The organism is Streptomyces sp. SID9727, from assembly GCF_010550605.1.
Classification (GTDB): Bacteria; Actinomycetota; Actinomycetes; order Streptomycetales; family Streptomycetaceae; genus Streptomyces.
In genome coordinates this window covers 1-16198 of the sequence record NZ_JAAGNI010000262.1, presented here as the reverse complement: position 1 = coordinate 16198, position 16198 = coordinate 1, and the positions used below count along the sequence as shown (strand labels likewise).

Below are 16198 nucleotides of genomic sequence, written 5' to 3'. Positions count from 1 at the left end.
GACCCCCGCCTCCTCGGCGGCGGCGAGGACCTGTGGCGCGGCGGCCACCCCGTCCACGGCGCGCAGCACGACGCCGGACGCGCCGCGCCGCGCGGCGTCCCGGACCGGGACGGCGGCTTCGGGGGACGTGGCCGGCGCACCGGTCACCAGGACCAGGCAGCCGTCCAGTGAACGGGCCGGGCCCTCGTCGCCCACGGCCACACCGCGCACCCCGACGTCACGGCCCGAGGGGGCGAGCAGCAGCCGCAGGCTGCCCCCGTCGTCGAAGGCGAGGAGCTCGCGCAGTGGGACGGACGGCTCCGGTGGGAGGGCGGCACGGCTCGTCATGGCAGCCGAGCATACGAGCACCCGGCGCGCGGGCCGGGCTCACTCGTCGTTGAGGTCGCTCCGGCTGCACGCCAGGACCCCGGCCGTGCCCGCAAGGCGTGCCGTCAGCGCGTCGGGGTCGCCCCGCCCCTGCACGCTCAGCGCGACCTCCACGGTCCCCTCGGCGTCCTGCGAGCGGCGCCGCCGGAATCTGCCCGAGCCGGAGAGCGTGGTCAGTTCGGACACGGCGAACCCGGCCTCCGTGCAGTGGTTGACCAGCTCGCGCAGGGCTCCGACGCCCTCGGTGTACGTGATGCGGTAGCCGATCGAGGCGTTGCGCAGGGCGGGGAGCCGGTGGGCGAGGGGGCGTACCCCGTAGGACACCAGGAAGTACGCGCACGTGGCCAGCGTCGCGAGCACGGGCAGCCCGGCGCCGGCCGCGCAGCCCACGGCGGCGGTGAGCCAGATGGAGGCGGCCGTGGTCAGGCCGCGCACCGAGCCCCGGTGGACGAAGATGACGCCGCCGCCGATGAAGCCGAGCCCGGAGACGATCTGGGCCGCGACCCGCGACGGGTCCAGCTCCACCTGGCCGGTCACCACGACATCGGAGAAGCCGAACTTGCTGACCAGCGTGAAGAGCGCGGCACCGAGCCCGACGATCGTGTAGGTGCGCAGCCCGGCCGCCTTCTGGCGGATCTCACGCTCGATCCCGATCGCGCACGACAGGACGAACGCGATGCCGAACTGCGCCGCGTGCGTCCAGTTCTGACCGAACGGTTCGTTGATGTCGAGTGCCACGCAGCCTCCGTACCCGTCCGGCGGAACATGATCGGACGGAGTCCACCGTACCGGGCCATTCGGGACCCGCGGGCGCGTGGCGGGGCGGTCACGGGTCAAGGATCGGCAAGAGGGCGGCGGCTCCCGTGCCGCTCGGGAACCGCCGCCCTCCGTGTCGGGGCTACGGGTTGACGCAGCCGATCGAGCCGACGGGGAAGTCATTGCCCGTCGAGGTCGCCGTGAAGCCGAAGGTGACGCTTCCGTCCGGCGGGATCGACCGGTTGTAGTCGGCGTTCTTCACGGTCAGCGTGCCGTCGGACGCGGTGCTCAGCACCCCGCTCCACACGCTGCTGACCTTGGTGCCGGTGCCGGGCTTCCACTGCACGGCCCAGCCGTCGAGCGCCGTCGTGTTGTGGTTCATGACCTCGACGGATCCCTGGAAGCCGCCGCTCCAGGAGTTGGTCACGTTGTAGACCGCCATGCAGCCGGCGTGCGGGTCGGTGGGGTCGGTCGGGTCCGGCGTGGGGTCGGTCGGGTCCGGGGTCGGGTCGGTCGGGTCCGGGTCGGGCGTGCTGCCGGAGCCGCGGATGCCGGTGACCTCGCCGTTTCCGCCGTCGAACACGATGTCGGAGCAGGAGAAGAAGTTCTCCTGACTGTCCGAGCGCACCCACTGGATGAACATCACCGCGTTACCCGAGCGGCCCGAGGGCAGGGTCAGGTTCCAGTAGTAGTGTCCGCCGTCGGTGCCCGGCGAGCCCACCGCGGGCGGGTTGGTCACGGTCTGGATCAGTTCGAGGTCGTCCCAGCCCAGTTCGGACGTGGGTGAGTAACCCGGCTTGGACATGTACACCCGGAAGGAACCGGGGTGCGCGGCCCAGTTGCTGTGGTCGACCTCGATCGTGGCACCGGAGGTGAGGTGCGTACGGGGCCAGTCGCCGCGCGGCGCGTTGTAGCCGGTGAAGTCGTACGGGGAACGGTCGCCGGCGCTGCACAGGGTGCCGTCCGGGACGTAACCCTGGCCCCGCCCGCCCGCGTTGGAGTCGAGCACGGCGAACCAGTTGTACAGGGAGCTCGCGCCGCTCTCCGCGAGCGCGGCCTTGCAGGCGGGGTTGGTCGGGTCCAGGGAGCCGGTGCTCGTCTTGGCGTCCAGCCAGCAGAGGTAGGTGCGCGAGCCCGGTGTCATGGTGACACCGTGGGCCTGCGCGCTGCTCTGGCCCAGCAGGGTGAAGGCGATTCCGCCGAGCAGTGTCGCCAGCACCGCCGCCAGGGAGGCGAGTTGTGTTCTGCGTCGTGCCATGGTGTCTCCTTCTGCGGGTGCGGGGGCTGTCGTCGTACGTGAAGGTGGCGCCGGGCGTGCGGGGGTGGCACTCCGGGGCCTCACGGGTGGGGGAGACGGGGTGGGCGGGCCGCGGAGGGGGCGCGGGGGTGCGGACAGGTGGGAGCGCTCCCATGTGTTCGTTGGTAGGGGACTGTAGGGCACGGTCGTGTCCCTGACAACCCTGTGCGCGGCATCGGTCGAGTCGGTCGCGGCTCGCGCACGCGCCGAGCGCGCTCAGGGCAACTCCCCTTTTGGTCAACCCGACTGACGCACCATCAGGCTTGTGCGCAGGATGACGTGGTGCCAGGCGACCTTCGGCCGGTTCATCTCCTCCAGCAGCAGTCGCACCATCGCCCGGCCGATCTCCTCCATCGGCTGGCGGACCGTGGTCAGCGGCGGGTCGGTCTGCTCGGCGAGCTCGAAGTCGTCGAAGCCGACCACCGCCACGTCCCCGGGCACCCGCCGCCCCGCCGCGCGCAGCGCGGCCAGCGCCCCGGCCGCCATGCTGTCCGAAGCGGCGAACACCGCGTCGACCTCCGGGTGCCGCTCGATCAGGCGGGCCATCGCGCGCCGCCCGCTGGCCTCGGTGAAGTCTCCCTGGGCGACCAGGGACGGCGGCTCCGCGCAGCCCGCCTCGCGCAGGGCCTCCCGATAACCGCGCAGCCGGCACTGGGCGACGTACATCTCGGGCGGACCGGCGATCGCGGCGATGGTTCTGCGCCCGCCGCGCACCAGGTGGCCGACCGCGTCCCGCGCGCCGCCAACGTTGTCGGCGTCCACATAGGTGACCCGCTCGTCGCCGGAGCGCCGGCCGAGCAGCACGGTCGGCACTCCGGCGTCCGCGAGCATGTCGGGCAGCCGGTCCTCGGCGCTCACCGACATCAGCAGCACCCCGTCGACCCGGCCGCCGCGCACGTACTCCAGGAGCCGCTGCCGTTCGGTGTCCGTGCGGACGAGGGTGAGCAGCAGTTGCACCCCCCGCTCGTCCAGGGCGTCGCCGACCGCACGCACGATCTCCGAGAAGAAGGGCTCCCCGAACAGCCGCCAGTCCGTCTTCGTCATCACCAGGGCGACGGCACCCGCGCGCTGGCCGGCCAGGGACCGCGCGGCCAGATTGGGCACGTAACCCAGTTCGTCGATGGCGCGCTGCACGGCGCGACGGGTGGACTCCCGGACGCCCGCCGCGTTGTTGATCACTCGGGAGACCGTCCCCCGGCCCACCCCGGCGAGCGCCGCCACCTCTTCCAGCGTCGGCGTGCCGGAACCCCTGTTCAGCATGGACCACCCCCAAGAGGCACCGATCCTACGGCCCGGAAGGTGGGCGGCCGAAGGAGTCGGACCAATTGACGACGCGATCGCGTCACTCGTCTGGGAGCGCTCCCAACTTTATTTGTGCATGACAGCGTCGGATGGCTATGCGTGGGCCCCGGGGGCGTGTACGGTCTCGGGCCGATGGGTTCTGGGAGCGCTCCCATCCAGTTGTTCCTCAGTTGTTCCCCTTCGAACGAGGAGAAATGCTGTGAAACGCTTCTTGGCTCTACTGGCGGCCGGTGCCACGGCCACGGGCCTGACGGTCCTGGCCGGCCCCCCGGCGGCGGCCGCCACCGGATGCAAGGTGGAGTACACGGTCGCCAGTCAGTGGGAGGGCGGCTTCCAGGGCGGGGTGAAGGTCACCAACCTCGGTGACTCCGTCAGCGGCTGGCAGCTCAAGTTCACGCTGCCCGGATCGGGCCAGAAGGTGGTCCAGGGCTGGAACGCCACCTGGTCGCAGTCCGGCTCCACGGTCACCGCGGCCCCCGTCGACTGGAACCGCACCCTGGCCACCGGCGGCACGGCCGACCTGGGCTTCGTCGGCTCCTTCTCGGGCGCCAACCCGGCGCCCACGGGCTTCACGCTCAACGGCGTCGCCTGTACGGGCACGGTCGGCGGCGGGGGCGACGACGACGATCCGCCGCCCGCCACGGGTGACGGTACCCCGGTGGAGACCAACGGGCAGCTCCGCGTGTGCGGGGTGAACCTGTGCAACCAGTACAACCGCCCGATCCAGCTGCGCGGCATGAGCACGCACGGCCTCCAGTGGTTCAGCCAGTGCTACAACAACGCGTCGCTGGACGCGCTGGCGAACGACTGGAAGGCGGACCTGCTGCGCACCGCCATGTACGTGCAGGAGGACGGCTACGAGACCGACCCGGCGGGGTTCACCAGCAAGGTCAACAGCCTGGTCGACATGGCCGAGGCCCGCGGCATGTACGCCCTGATCGACTTCCACACCCTGACTCCGGGCGACCCGAACTACAACCTGGCGCGCGCCAAGACCTTCTTCGCGTCGGTCGCCGCCCGTAACGCCTCGAAGAAGAACGTCATCTACGAGATCGCCAACGAGCCCAACGGCGTGAGCTGGGCCGGCATCAAGAGTTACGCCGAGCAGGTCATCCCGGTCATCCGGGCCGCCGACCCGGACGCGGTCGTCATCGTCGGCACGCGCGGCTGGTCGTCCCTCGGGGTCTCGGACGGCTCCAACGAGAGCGAGGTCGTCAACAGTCCCGTCAACGCCACCAACATCATGTACGCGTTCCACTTCTACGCCGCCAGCCACAAGGACAACTACCGGGCGACGGTGAGCCGGGCCGCCTCGAAACTCCCGCTCTTCGTGACGGAGTTCGGCACGGTGAGCGCCACCGGTGGCGGCGCGCTGGACCGGTCGAGCACCACCGCCTGGCTGGATCTGCTCGACCAGCTGAAGATCAGTTATGCGAACTGGACCTACTCGGACGCCAACGAGAGCAGTGCCGCCTTCAAGCCCGGCACCTGCGACGGCGGCGACTACAGCAGCAGCGGTGTGCTGACCGAGTCGGGCGCGCTGCTCAAGTCCCGGATCAGCACCCCGGACAACTTCCCGACCAGCTGATCCGTGAGATGCGGGGGCTCCGGCGCGGCCGGGCCCCCGCATCCGTGTGTCCAGCGGCCGAACCTTGACACCCCGTCGACAGCGGCGAGACACTGGGCTTCGGAGAGCGCTCTCCGAGCTATCCCGGCCACCGTGTCGACCACTCCCCGCTGTCGGCACGGTACAGAGGCCCGCGGTGGTCACGGCCGGGCCGTGACCACCGCGGGCCTCTGTGTATATTCGGCGAGGCGTAAAGCTAAGGGGTCTAGGAAACACGTCGGCAGGGGTGGACATGGTGCGCGCGGGGCTCACGACCGACCGGGTCGTGGCGGCTGCGGCCGATCTGGCGGACTCGGCCGGCTTCGACAAGGTCACCATCTCCGCGCTGGCCCGGGGCTTCGGCGTCAAGGACGCGAGCCTCTACTCCCACGTCAGGAACCTGGGCGACCTGCGGACCCGCGTCGCGCTCCTGGCCGCCGAGGAGTTCATCGACCGCATCGAGGCGGCGGTGGCAGGCCGGGCCGGGAAGGACGCGCTGTTCGCGTTCGCCGACGCCTACCGCTCCTTCGCGCTGGAGTGCCCCGGCCGGTACGCCGCCACGCGCTACCGCGTCGACCCCGCGGTCGTCGCCGAGGCGCCCGCGTACCACCGCACCATCCGCACCACCTCCGCGATGCTGCGCGCGTACGGCCTGAGCGACCCGGACCTCACGGACGCGGTACGGCTGCTGCGCAGCACCTTCCACGGCTTCACCGACCTGGAGTCCGAGGGCGGCTTCGAGGCCGCCCGACCGGTGCAGACCTCCTGGGAGCACGCGGTCGAGGCGCTGCACTTCCTGCTGTCGCACTGGACCTCGGCGACCGCCGCGGAGGACTGACCCGTCCTCGGTTTCTCTCAAGGCATCCGGTGCGTGCGGGAGAGGGTGACGACGGCCTGGACCGCGAGTGACACCGGCAGGGCCAGGAGGACGGCCCACGGGGCCACACCGACCGCAGCCAGGAGGCAGAGGACGGGGAGGGTGAGGAGCGTGGGGACGGCTGAGGCCAGGGTGATACGGATACGCGTTCGTCGGTTCATCACCGAGCTCCTTGAGGCAGGTGCGGGTCGACCAGGGCGGGGACGCGTCAGCCGGAGTTCCGGCGAGCGCGGTCCAGGTATGCGGCCAGCTCTCGCCAGTCCTCGGCGGGAGCAGCGGGTTCTCCCGACATGGCCGCCGGGTCGTCGTGCCAGGCGGCCCTCACTCCGGCGGAAATGCCGGCATCGCCGCCGGTGAACAACGCGCTGAGCTCATCCATCCGGGACACGATGCGGCGGACCTGTGGGTCGCCGGCGGGAGTTCCGGCCGTACGGAGCCGGTCCGCCCGGCGGTACAACTCGGGCCACTCGACTTCGAGCAGGTAATGCCGCGCGGGCCCCAGCGCCGCGGCACGGGTCCGCAGAACCCGCATCTGTCCGGAGTCCAGGTGGCGGTCGAGGGCGTGCTCGCCCTCCGGGTCGGTGCGGCCGATCGCCCGCAGCGCATCGACCAGGGCCGTGGCCGGCGGAGCCTGTCCGGCCGACAGTTCCACGTCCAGTCGCACGAGCCGGTCGCGCAGGACACCGAGGGCTTCGATGGACGTCTCGACAGCGGCCAGGTGATCGCGGACCAGCCGCGTCGGATCGACACCCGCGTCGAGGCAGACGGCGATGGTGTCCAGCGCCAGCCCGAGACTGCGGAGCGCCAGCACCTGGTACAGACGCGCGAGGTCGGCCTCGGTGTACTCCCTGTGTCCTCCCGCGGTGCGCCGGGAGGGGCTGAGCAGGCCGATGGTGTCCCAGTGGTGCAAGGTGCGTACGGTCAGCCCGCTGGCCTCCGCGAGGCGGCCCACTCGCCAGGATTCGCTCGTCGTTTCGCGCGTCATGGTTCCACGATGCATCCTCACACCGCGTGAGGTTCAAGCCGGAGACGTCATGAATTCCTCTCCGGGCTCGGTGCGGGCGTCCCGGCAGCTCACCGCCCGCAGCCCGGAGCCCCCGGCGGCGGCGGTGATCCGTCGCGGCCGGGGGCGGTCGGGCGGGCGGCCGGGTCAGGCGGCCTTGCGGGAGCGGGGAGCCGACGCTTCGCGGATCAGTTCCGCGTAGCGGCGGCCGCTGGTCTTGACCGTGCGGCGCTGGGTCGCGTAGTCGACGTGGACCAGGCCGAACCGCTTGTCGTAGCCGTACGCCCACTCGAAGTTGTCCAGGAGCGACCAGGCGAAGTAGCCGGCCAGCGGGACACCCTTGCGGACTGCGCGGGCGCAGGCGGCGAGGTGTTCCTCCAGGTACTGGGTGCGCTCGGGGTCGTGCACGGACCCGTCGGGGAGTACGACGTCCTGGTAGGCCGAGCCGTTCTCCGTGACGTAGACGCGCTCGACGCCGTACTCCTCGGTCAGGCGCAGGAGCAGCTGCTCCAGGCCCTGGGCGTGCACCTCCCAGTCCATGTGGGTGTGGCGCGACCCGGGCAGGTACACCTGCTTCGCGTGCGGCACCGGGCCGGACGGGTCGGCGGTGACGACCTGGCGGAAGTAGTAGTTGACGCCCAGCCAGTCCAGCGGCGCGGAGATCAGCTCCATGTCGCCCTCCCGCACCGGGAGTTCGACTCCGTACAGGTCGACCATGTCCTGGGGGTAGCCGCGCCCGAGGATCGGGTCGAGCCACCAGCGGTTGGTGTGCCCGTCGCCGCGCACCGCCGCCGCCCGGTCGGCCTCGCGGTCGGTGGCCGCTTCGACGGGGCTGAGGTTGTTGACGATGCCGACCCGGGCGTCGGGGGAGATGCCGCGGATCGCCCGGACCGCGAGGCCGTGGCCCAGGTGCAGGTGGTAGGAGGCCCGGACGGCGGCGGTCAGGTCGGTCAGACCCGGTGCCATCGTGCCCTCCAGGTGGCCGATCCACGCCGAGCACAGGGGCTCGTTGAGGGTCGCCCAGTCCTTGACGCGGTCCCCGAGGCGTTCCACGACGACCGAGGCGTACGCCGCGAAGTGCTCCGCGGTCTCCCGTACGGTCCAGCCGCCCCGGTCCTGGAGGGCCTGCGGCAGGTCCCAGTGGTAGAGCGTGGCGAACGGGGTGATCCCGGCCTCCAGCAGCCCGTCCACCAGGCGGTCGTAGAAGTCGAGGCCGGCCGCGTTGACCGGTCCGTCGCCGCCGGGCACGATGCGCGGCCAGGCGAGCGAGAAGCGGTACGCGTTCGCCCCCACCTCCTTGATCAGGCCGATGTCCTCCGGGACCCGGTGGTAGTGGTCGCAGGCCACGTCGCCGGTGTCGCCGCCGGCCACCTTGCCGGGGGTGTGCGAGAAGGTGTCCCAGATGGAAGGGGCGCGGCCGTCCTCGGTCACGGCTCCCTCGATCTGGTACGCGGCGGTGGCGACGCCCCAGGTGAAGCCGGCCGGCAGGGCGCTGAGGTCGTTCACGGACTTCCTTTCCGAAGCGGTCACTTGACGGCTCCCGCGGTCAGGCCGGCCACCAGGTAGCGCTGGAGGAGCAGGAAGCCGGCGACGATCGGCACGCTGACGACGAGCGAGGCGGCCATGACCTGGTTCCAGTACACGTCGTTCTGGGTGGCGTAGCCCTGGAGGCCGACGGCCAGGGTGCGGGTGGTGTCGTTGGTCATGACGGAGGCGAAGAGGACCTCGCCCCACGCGGTCATGAACGCGTAGACGGCGACGGCGATGATGCCCGGTACGGCGGCCGGCACCACGACCCGGAACAGCGCCCGGATCGGCCCGCAGCCGTCGACGAGCGCGGCCTCGTCCAGATCCCGGGGGATCGAGTCGAAGTAGCCGATGAGCATCCAGATGGAGAACGGCAGCGAGAACGTCAGATACGTGAGGATCAGACCGCCGCGCGAGCCGTACAGGGCGACGCCCGTGCTGTTGCCGATGTTCACGAAGATCAGGAACAGCGGCAGGAGGAAGAGGATGCCCGGGAACATCTGGGTGGAGAGCACCGTCACGGTGAAGACGCGCTTGCCGCGGAACTTGTAGCGGCTGACCGCGTACGCAGAGAACACCGCGATGATCACCGAGAGGACCGTCGCCGCGCCCGCCACGATCAGCGAGTTGACGAAGTACCGGGCGAGCGGGACGGTGTCCCAGATGTCGATGTAGGGCTGCACCGTCAGCCCCGAGGGGATCCAGTGGAACTTCCCCGACACGTCCTGGAGCGGCTTGAGCGAGCTGCTGATCATCACGTAGACGGGCAGCAGGACGAAGCCGGTCAGGAAGGTCAGGACGGCCCGGCGGATCCACAGGAAGGACTGCGGCGCGGCCATCGGGGAACGGGGGCGCGAGCGCCCCGTCGTCTTGGCGGGCGGCGCGGACGGCTGGGCATGGCTAGGCATCGGCACCCTTCCTTCCGCGTGAGGTGATGAACAGGTAGATGGCCGTCACGACCAGCAGGAACAGCAGCAGGAGCACGGACATCGCGGAGCCGGTGCCGAAGTTCCAGGTGACGAACGAGGACTGGTAGATGTGGATCGAGATCAGGTCCGCGTTCTCGGGGGCGGCCTTCCCGAACAGCACGTACGGGGTGTTGAAGTCGTTGAACGTCCACAGGAAGAGGACGAGCACCAGGACCTGGTTGACCGGGCGCAGCGAAGGCAGTGTGATCTTGCGGATCTGCTGCCAGATGCCGGCGCCGTCGATCGAGGCGGCCTCGTACAGCTCGCGCGGGATGTTCTGGAGCCCGGCCATCACGATCAGGAAGGCGAAGGGCCAGCCCTTCCAGACCGAGACGATGATCAGCGCGTAGATGCTGTTGTCGCCGATCAGCCAGAACGACGGCTGGTCGGTGAGCCCGAGCTGGTCGTGGAGCACGTGATTGACCAGGCCGTTGTCGCGCTGGAACATGAAGGCCCAGGTGATCACGGCCGCGTAGACCGGCAGGGCGTACGGGACGAGGAAGACCGCCCGCAGGAAGCCCCGGCCGCGGAAGTTCTCCTGCAGCATGATCGCCGCCGCGACCCCGAACAGCCACGCCAGGCCGACGGCGAAGAACGTGAAGACGCAGGTGACGAAGAACGAGTGGAGCAGTGCCTCGCCGATCGGGGCGTTGACGTCGACGGCGATCTTGTAGTTGTCGAAGCCACTCCAGGGCGCCCCGCCCCAGTTGTTGATGTAGAACTGCGTGAACTGGCGGAAGCTCATCACGATCCCGATGATCATCGGGATCACATGGACGAGGAGTTCGAGCAGGACGGCCGGCAGGAGCAGGAGATAGGGCAGTCCGCCCTGGCGGATCCGGTCGGGGATGCGCGGCAGTCTCCTGCGCGCACCCCCGCTGCCCCGGCTCGTCACCCTGTCCGACTTCTCCGTCAGGCTGTCGGTGGTCACGGTGGCGGTCATGAAGGGTGCCTTACTGCTGCATCGTCTGCTGGGCCTTTTCCAGGCGCGCCTTGACGGATTCGGTGGTCACGGGACGGCCGGCGGCAGCGTCGGCCCACAGCTCCTTGACCGCGGTGCCGACAGCGGTCTCGAACTGCGACTCGTTGGGCACCTGCGGCAGTGGGGCCGCGCTCTTCGCCAGCGTGTCGCGCAGAACCGCGAGGTCGGGCGCCGAGAACGCCTCGTCGGCCTGGGCGGCCTTGACCGGCGGAATCGAGCCGTAGGTCTTGTTGAGCAGCTTCTGCTCGTCGTCGCTCGTCATGAACTTCACGAACTTCTTGGCGCCGTCGAGGTTCTTGGTGTTCTTGAACACCGCCATGTTGATGCCGGCGACCATGGAGTTGACGTTCTTGCCCTGGCCGGGGGCGCCGGAGGCGACGGGGACGGGGGCCGCGCCCCAGTCCTCGGGCTTCATGCCCTGCGAGGCGAAGGTGGAGGCGGCGGCCTGCCACAGCACCATCGCGGTCTTGCCCTTGGCGAAGTCCGTCAGGGACTGGTTCTGGGCGTACTCCGCGTTGCCCGGAGCGATGATCTTGTCCTTGGCCATGAAGTCGATGTACTGCTTCACGGCCGCGACCGCGCCGTCCGAGGTGAAGGTCGGCTTGCCCCCGGCGTCGAAGAAGTCGGCGCCGTGCTGCTGACCCAGGACGAAGGTCTGGTGGATGTTGTTGGAGAGGTTGGAGCCCTCGGCGCCCAGCCCCCACTTGCCGTCCTTGGAGAGCTTCTTGCCGTCCGCGACCAGCTCGTCCCAGGTGGCCGGGGGCTTCTCGATGCCGGCCTCGGCGAAGCTCTTCTTGTTGTAGTAGAGGGCGTACGCCAGTGAGTACAGCGGGACCGCGGCGGGGTCCTTGCCCTCCGCGCCGGCCGAGGCGACCGCCGAGTCGACGAACCGGTCACGGCCGCCGATCGCGTCGAAGTTCTCCTTGCTCCAGGGGAGCAGCGCGCCGGTCGCCTGGAGCGAGGCCGACCAGGTGTTGCCGATGTTCAGGACGTCCGGGCCCTGGCCGGACGTGGTGGCGGCGAGGATCCGGTTGAGCAGGTCGGCCCACGGCACGACCTCCAGCTTGACCTTGATCCCGGTCTGCTCCTCGAACTTCTTCAGCTCGGGAGTCAGGATCTTCTTGTCGGCCTCGATGCTGGCGCCCTGGTTGGAGGCCCAGTACGTGAGGGTCTTCGGCGAATCGTTGCTGCCGCCGCCCGAGGACGTACCGCCTCCGCAGCCGGTGACACCGGCGGCTATGGAGATCGCGAGGGTGACGGCTGCCGCGGCTCTGATGGTGCGCATGCGGGATGGCCCCTTTCCGGGGAGGAAGGCCGTGTTCGGGATCCGAACGACCTTCAGGGCTTAATTTATGACGTGATTTAAGAGGTGAGCGAAGGTCGCGTCAAGTCCCGGGGTCGCGGTATGTTTCCGCCAGGGAAGGAGCCACATGGCTGAGCGCAACAGACGGACCGTGCGTGACCTGCGACGCGGCAACCGGTCGCGGGTATTGCAACGGTTGTATTTCGACGGCCCGCTGAGCCGCCAGGAACTCGGCCCGGCGACCGGGCTGAGTTCGGGTTCCATCAGCAACGTCGTCGCGGAGCTCTCCGCGGAGAACCTGCTGGAGGAGGCCGGTGTCGTCGACTCCGACGGCGGCCGCCCCCGCACCCTGCTGCGCGTCGCCCCCGGCGGCGGCCTCCTCATCGGCATCGACATCGGTGAGACCCGGATCAGGGTGGAGCTCTTCGACCTCTCCCTGACCGAGCTCGCCCGCACCGAGCGGCTGCTCGCCCAGCACGGCTACGACGTGGACCGCATCGTCGGCCATGTCCGCAGCGGCGTCGCCGACGTGCTGCGGGACGCCGGCGCCGACCCGCACCGGCTGCTCGGTATAGGGATCGGCGTCCCCGGCATCATCGAGCGCCACGCGCCGGACGGTTCCGTCGGCGACGTGGGCTCCGTGGTCCACGGCCAGACCATCGACTGGAGCGCCGTCCCCTTCGAGCGGCTGCTCCGGGACGCGGTGCGGGTGCCGCCCGAGGTCCCGTTCTTCATCGACAACGGCGCCAAGACGCTCGGCCAGGCCGAGATGTGGTTCGGCGGCGGGCGGGGCGCGGGCGCCTCGGCGATCGCCCTCATCGGTTCCGGCGTCGGCGCCTGCGTCAACCACGGCGACCTCCTGGACGAGGACCGCGGCAGCCAGGCCCTGGAGTGGGGCCACAGCACCGTGCAACTGCGCGGCCGGCGGTGCCGCTGCGGCTCGATCGGCTGCCTGGAGGCGTACGCGGGCGCCGAGGCGATGCGCGAACGCTGGCACGAGGCGGGCGGCCCGCTGCCCGCCGACGCCGACGACGAGACCGCGCTCGCCGCGCTCCTCGCCGCCGCCTACCCACCCCCCGGGGTGGAGCCCGACCCGGTGGCGGTCGCCCTCCTCGACGAGACGGCCGAGTGCCTGGGCGCCGCGCTGGGCGACCTGATCAACCTCTTCCTGCCCGAGCGCATCCTGCTCGGCGGCTGGGCGGGCCTCCTCATCGGCCCGCACCTGCTGCCCGACATCCGGCGGTACGCCCAGGAGTACGCCCTGAAGCACGCCGCGGCCCGGACCACCATCGAGATGGGCCGCCTCGGCCCGGACGCCGTCACGGTCGGCGCGGCGACCCTGCCCCTGGCCGACTTCCTGGCCCGCGGCGGCAGCCGCCCCTCACCCCCGCCCCGGACCGGCGCCGCGGCACCGGCGCTCCGGACCCCGGCGGACGCCGTGCGCGGCAGGGAGCGGCCCAGGACGGAGCAGGGCGCGGCGGGGTGAGCGGCGCTTCCGCGGGGTCTCCGGACCGGCCCTACGCCGAGTCCCGGACCACCAGTGACGGTTCGAAGACCACGGACGTCGCGGCGCCCTCCGGCCTGCCCAGCCGCTCGATCAGCAGCCGGGCCATCTCCGCGGCCATCGCCTCCACCGGCTGGCGGACCGTGGTGAGCGGCGGACGGCAGGCCAGGGCCGCGCTGCTGTCGTCGAAGCCGATCACCGCGACGTCCTCCGGGATCCGCTTGCCGCGCTCCCGCAGGACGTGGCAGGCGCCCGTGGCCATCAGGTCGTTGGCCGCGAACACCCCGTCCAGGTCCGGGTGTTCGCTCAGCAGTCGCTCCATCGCGGTCTCGCCGCTCTCCTGCGTGAACCGCCCCTCGGCGATCGCGATGTAAGGGTGTCCGTGGTGCGTCATCGCGTCCCGGAAGCCGGCCAGCCGCTCCTGCACGGCGGGTACGTCGAGCGGTCCGGTGATGGTCGCGATCCGGCGGCAGCCCCGGGCCAGCAGATGCTCGGCCGCCAGCCGCGCGCCGTCCTGATGGGCGACGTCGACATAGCTGATCCGGGCCGCCCGCGCCGGGCGCGCGTACAGCACGGCGGGCAGCCCCGCGTCCGTGAGCATGCCCGGCAGCGGGTCCTCCGCGTGCGTCGAGACGACCAGCGCGCCGTCGGCGCTGCCCTGGCGCAGGAACGCCACCACGTCCTCCCGCGCCCGTGACGTCTCGGCGAACATCAGGACCGGATGCATCCCGCGCGGCCGCAGGTAGTTGACGACTCCGGTCACCACCCGCCCGAAGAACGGGTCGGCGAAGACCTGCCCGGTGAACGAGGCCCCCTCGCCGCCGTCCGCCCCGTCCGGCGGCGCGCCCTCCTCGGCCTCCGGCTCGACGCCCGCGCCGGACACCACCAGCGCGATGGCGTCGGTGCGCCGGGTCACCAGCGAGCGCGCCGCGCGGTTGGGCGCGTAGCCAGTCGAGGCGACCGCGCTGCGCACCGCCTCCTGGATCACCGGGTCGACATTCCGTACGCCGTTGATCACCCGGGAGACGGTGGCGCGGGAAACACCGGCCGCCCTCGCCACGTCCTCAAGGGTGGGTGTTCCGGCCGGTCGCAGATCATCCGTCATGAGCGCATTTATAGCATCAACGGAGAGCGCTCTCCATTGTGCTCCGAACCGTTACCGGATCCTTTCCCGGCCGCGTCCGGACCAGGCCGTGCCACGACCTCCGCGGTCAGCGGCAGATCGCCCGCGGAACGGCCCCCGAGCAGCGTGAACGCACCGGTCTCCGTCTCCCACCCGCGCCCTCCGGGCGACCAGTGGGCCAGCGCCCGCCCGTCCACCCGGACCACCGCGTCCGCGCTCTCCCCGGGTTCCGCCCCGACCGCCGCGTAACCGATGAGCTTGCGCACCGGCCGCTCCACGGCGGACCCGCCGCGCGTCAGGTAGACCTGCACCACCTCCCGCCCGCGCCGCCGTCCGGTGTTCCGCACCCGCACCCGCACGTCGAACGCCTCGCCGGCCCGTACCGCCGCCGGGGCCGCCAGCTCCTCGTACGCCCAGCCGGTGTAACCGAGTCCGTGGCCGAACCAGTACGCCGGAGCGGCCCCCGACCGCAGCCAGGCCCGGTATCCGACGTGCGGACCCTCCGCGTAGCGCAGCCGCCCGTCCGCACCGGGTGCGGTCCCGAGCACCGGCACGTCGTCCTGGGCCGCGGCCCAGGTGGTCGGCAGCCGGCCGCCGGGCTCGGCGCGCCCGAACAGCACGTCGGCCAGCCCGTCCCCGGCCTCCTGGCCCGGGAACCAGGCGAGCAGCAGCGCGGGCACCCGGGTGTGCCAGGGCAGCGCGACCGGGCCACCGGCGTTGACCACCACGACGGTACGCGGGTTGGCCCGCACAACCGCCCGCACCAGCGCGTCCTGACCCTCCGGCAGATCGAGGCTCTCGCGGTCGTGGCCCTCGGACTCGCTCTGCTCCGTGGTGCCCACGACCACCACCGCCACGTCGGCCGAGCGTGCGGCGGCGACCGCCGCGGCGCGCGCGGTGTCCGGGTCGCCCGCGGGCGGGGCGGCCGCGAGGACCGTGGCGACCCCCGTGCCCGGGGCGAGCGAGCGGAAAGCGACCACCTCCACCTCCCGGCCCGCCGTCAGTTCCACGCGGGCCGTGTGCAGCGGCGGGGCGACGTGCACCCGGGTCGGGTCGTCGCTGTCCAGCGGGAAGGTGCCGGACAGCACCTCGTGGCCGTCGACGGAGAGCGCGATGTCGCCCCAGCCGCCCACCGCCCAGGTCCACGTGCCGCTCTCGTGCGGCCGGAACAGGGCCCGGACCTCCACCGCGACCGCGTCCCCGGCCGGGACCGACGGCTCCACGATCCGGCCGGACAGCCGGTGCTCCGCGTGGAGTTCGGTGCCCCGCGCGTCGAGCAGCCGCACGAGCACCCCGGGCTCGCCGTCGCGCGGATCGCGCGCCCGGTCGCGGCCGAGCGGTTCCGGCCGGTCCGACGCCGGGAGCCCCGGCTCGTACGTCACCGCCGCGATCCCGTCCAGTTCCCGCTCGATCCCGGCCAGCGGGCTCACCACGTGCTCCGGGAACACCTCCGCGCTGCCACCGCCCTGCACGCGCACGGCGGTGGCGTGCGGCCCGATGACCGCGACGGACCGGAGCGCCGCGGGATCGAGCGGCAGCAGCCCGCCCTCGTTGCGGAGGAGCACGGCACCGGCTGCGACGGCG

14 protein-coding genes and 1 pseudogene are annotated in these 16198 nt (G+C 71.6%); 3 read left to right on the top strand and 12 right to left on the bottom strand.

The features are described 5' to 3' along the window. The 4 genes and pseudogenes from G3I41_RS17240 to G3I41_RS17225 form a co-directional block, all read right to left on the bottom strand. Positions 1-327 (bottom strand): annotated as a pseudogene (locus G3I41_RS17240) (PucR family transcriptional regulator); the annotation flags it as partial. A gap of 39 nt (positions 328-366) precedes the next feature. Then, complete coding sequence (locus G3I41_RS17235; RefSeq protein ID WP_164401113.1) at positions 367-1104, bottom strand: MgtC/SapB family protein; 738 nt, start codon at positions 1102-1104, stop codon at positions 367-369. Positions 1105-1264: 160 nt separating this feature from the next. After that, positions 1265-2380 carry a lytic polysaccharide monooxygenase gene (locus G3I41_RS17230; protein WP_164401112.1) on the bottom strand — a complete coding sequence of 372 codons (1116 nt, stop codon included), beginning with the start codon at positions 2378-2380 and terminating at the stop codon, positions 1265-1267. A gap of 276 nt (positions 2381-2656) precedes the next feature. Further along, positions 2657-3679 (bottom strand): LacI family DNA-binding transcriptional regulator, encoded by a 1023-nt coding sequence (locus G3I41_RS17225; RefSeq protein WP_164401111.1) that lies wholly within the window; start codon positions 3677-3679, stop codon positions 2657-2659. A 241-nt stretch (positions 3680-3920) separates the two neighbouring features. On the opposite strand from G3I41_RS17225, the gene G3I41_RS17220 reads away from it, so the two are divergent. Both G3I41_RS17220 and G3I41_RS17215 read left to right on the top strand, forming a co-directional pair. Next, positions 3921-5309, top strand: coding sequence for a cellulase family glycosylhydrolase (locus tag G3I41_RS17220; protein WP_164401110.1), 1389 nt, complete (start codon positions 3921-3923; stop codon positions 5307-5309). Between the two features lie 271 nt (positions 5310-5580). Beyond that, a complete protein-coding gene (locus G3I41_RS17215; RefSeq protein WP_164401109.1) occupies positions 5581-6165 on the top strand; it encodes a TetR-like C-terminal domain-containing protein in 585 nt (194 codons plus the stop codon). Between the two features lie 17 nt (positions 6166-6182). Here the strand turns inward: G3I41_RS17215 and G3I41_RS17210 are convergent, their stop codons facing one another. The 6 genes from G3I41_RS17210 to G3I41_RS17185 form a co-directional block, all read right to left on the bottom strand. Then, complete coding sequence (locus G3I41_RS17210; protein WP_164401108.1) at positions 6183-6365, bottom strand: hypothetical protein; 183 nt, start codon at positions 6363-6365, stop codon at positions 6183-6185. Positions 6366-6412: 47 nt separating this feature from the next. Next, a complete protein-coding gene (locus tag G3I41_RS17205) occupies positions 6413-7189 on the bottom strand; it encodes a MerR family transcriptional regulator (protein WP_239081677.1) in 777 nt (258 codons plus the stop codon). A gap of 165 nt (positions 7190-7354) precedes the next feature. Then, on the bottom strand, positions 7355-8713 hold the full coding sequence (locus tag G3I41_RS17200) for a GH1 family beta-glucosidase (protein WP_164401106.1): 1359 nt from the start codon (positions 8711-8713) through the stop codon (positions 7355-7357). 20 nt (positions 8714-8733) lie between these two features. Further along, positions 8734-9642: a carbohydrate ABC transporter permease gene (locus G3I41_RS17195; protein ID WP_164401105.1), complete on the bottom strand. Its 909-nt coding sequence runs from the start codon at positions 9640-9642 to the stop codon at positions 8734-8736. After that, on the bottom strand, positions 9635-10645 hold the full coding sequence (locus G3I41_RS17190; RefSeq protein ID WP_164401104.1) for a sugar ABC transporter permease: 1011 nt from the start codon (positions 10643-10645) through the stop codon (positions 9635-9637). Before G3I41_RS17190 ends, G3I41_RS17195 begins: the two co-directional genes overlap by 8 nt. 10 nt (positions 10646-10655) lie before the next feature. Next, positions 10656-11969, bottom strand: a complete 1314-nt coding sequence (locus tag G3I41_RS17185; protein ID WP_164401103.1) for a sugar ABC transporter substrate-binding protein — start codon at positions 11967-11969, stop codon at positions 10656-10658. A gap of 145 nt (positions 11970-12114) precedes the next feature. Here G3I41_RS17185 and G3I41_RS17180 point away from each other — a divergent pair, with 145 nt between their 5' ends. Continuing rightward, entirely contained in the window at positions 12115-13473 is a 1359-nt protein-coding gene (locus tag G3I41_RS17180; protein WP_203601217.1) for an ROK family transcriptional regulator, read from the top strand. A gap of 31 nt (positions 13474-13504) precedes the next feature. On the opposite strand, the gene G3I41_RS17175 is transcribed toward G3I41_RS17180, so the two are convergent. Together G3I41_RS17175 and G3I41_RS17170 are read right to left on the bottom strand one after the other, a co-directional pair. After that, entirely contained in the window at positions 13505-14596 is a 1092-nt protein-coding gene (locus G3I41_RS17175) for a LacI family DNA-binding transcriptional regulator (protein WP_164401102.1), read from the bottom strand. Positions 14597-14604: 8 nt separating this feature from the next. Continuing rightward, positions 14605-16198 (bottom strand): glycoside hydrolase family 3 C-terminal domain-containing protein (locus G3I41_RS17170; RefSeq protein WP_203601216.1); only part of this gene is annotated, 1594 nt, incomplete at its 5' end.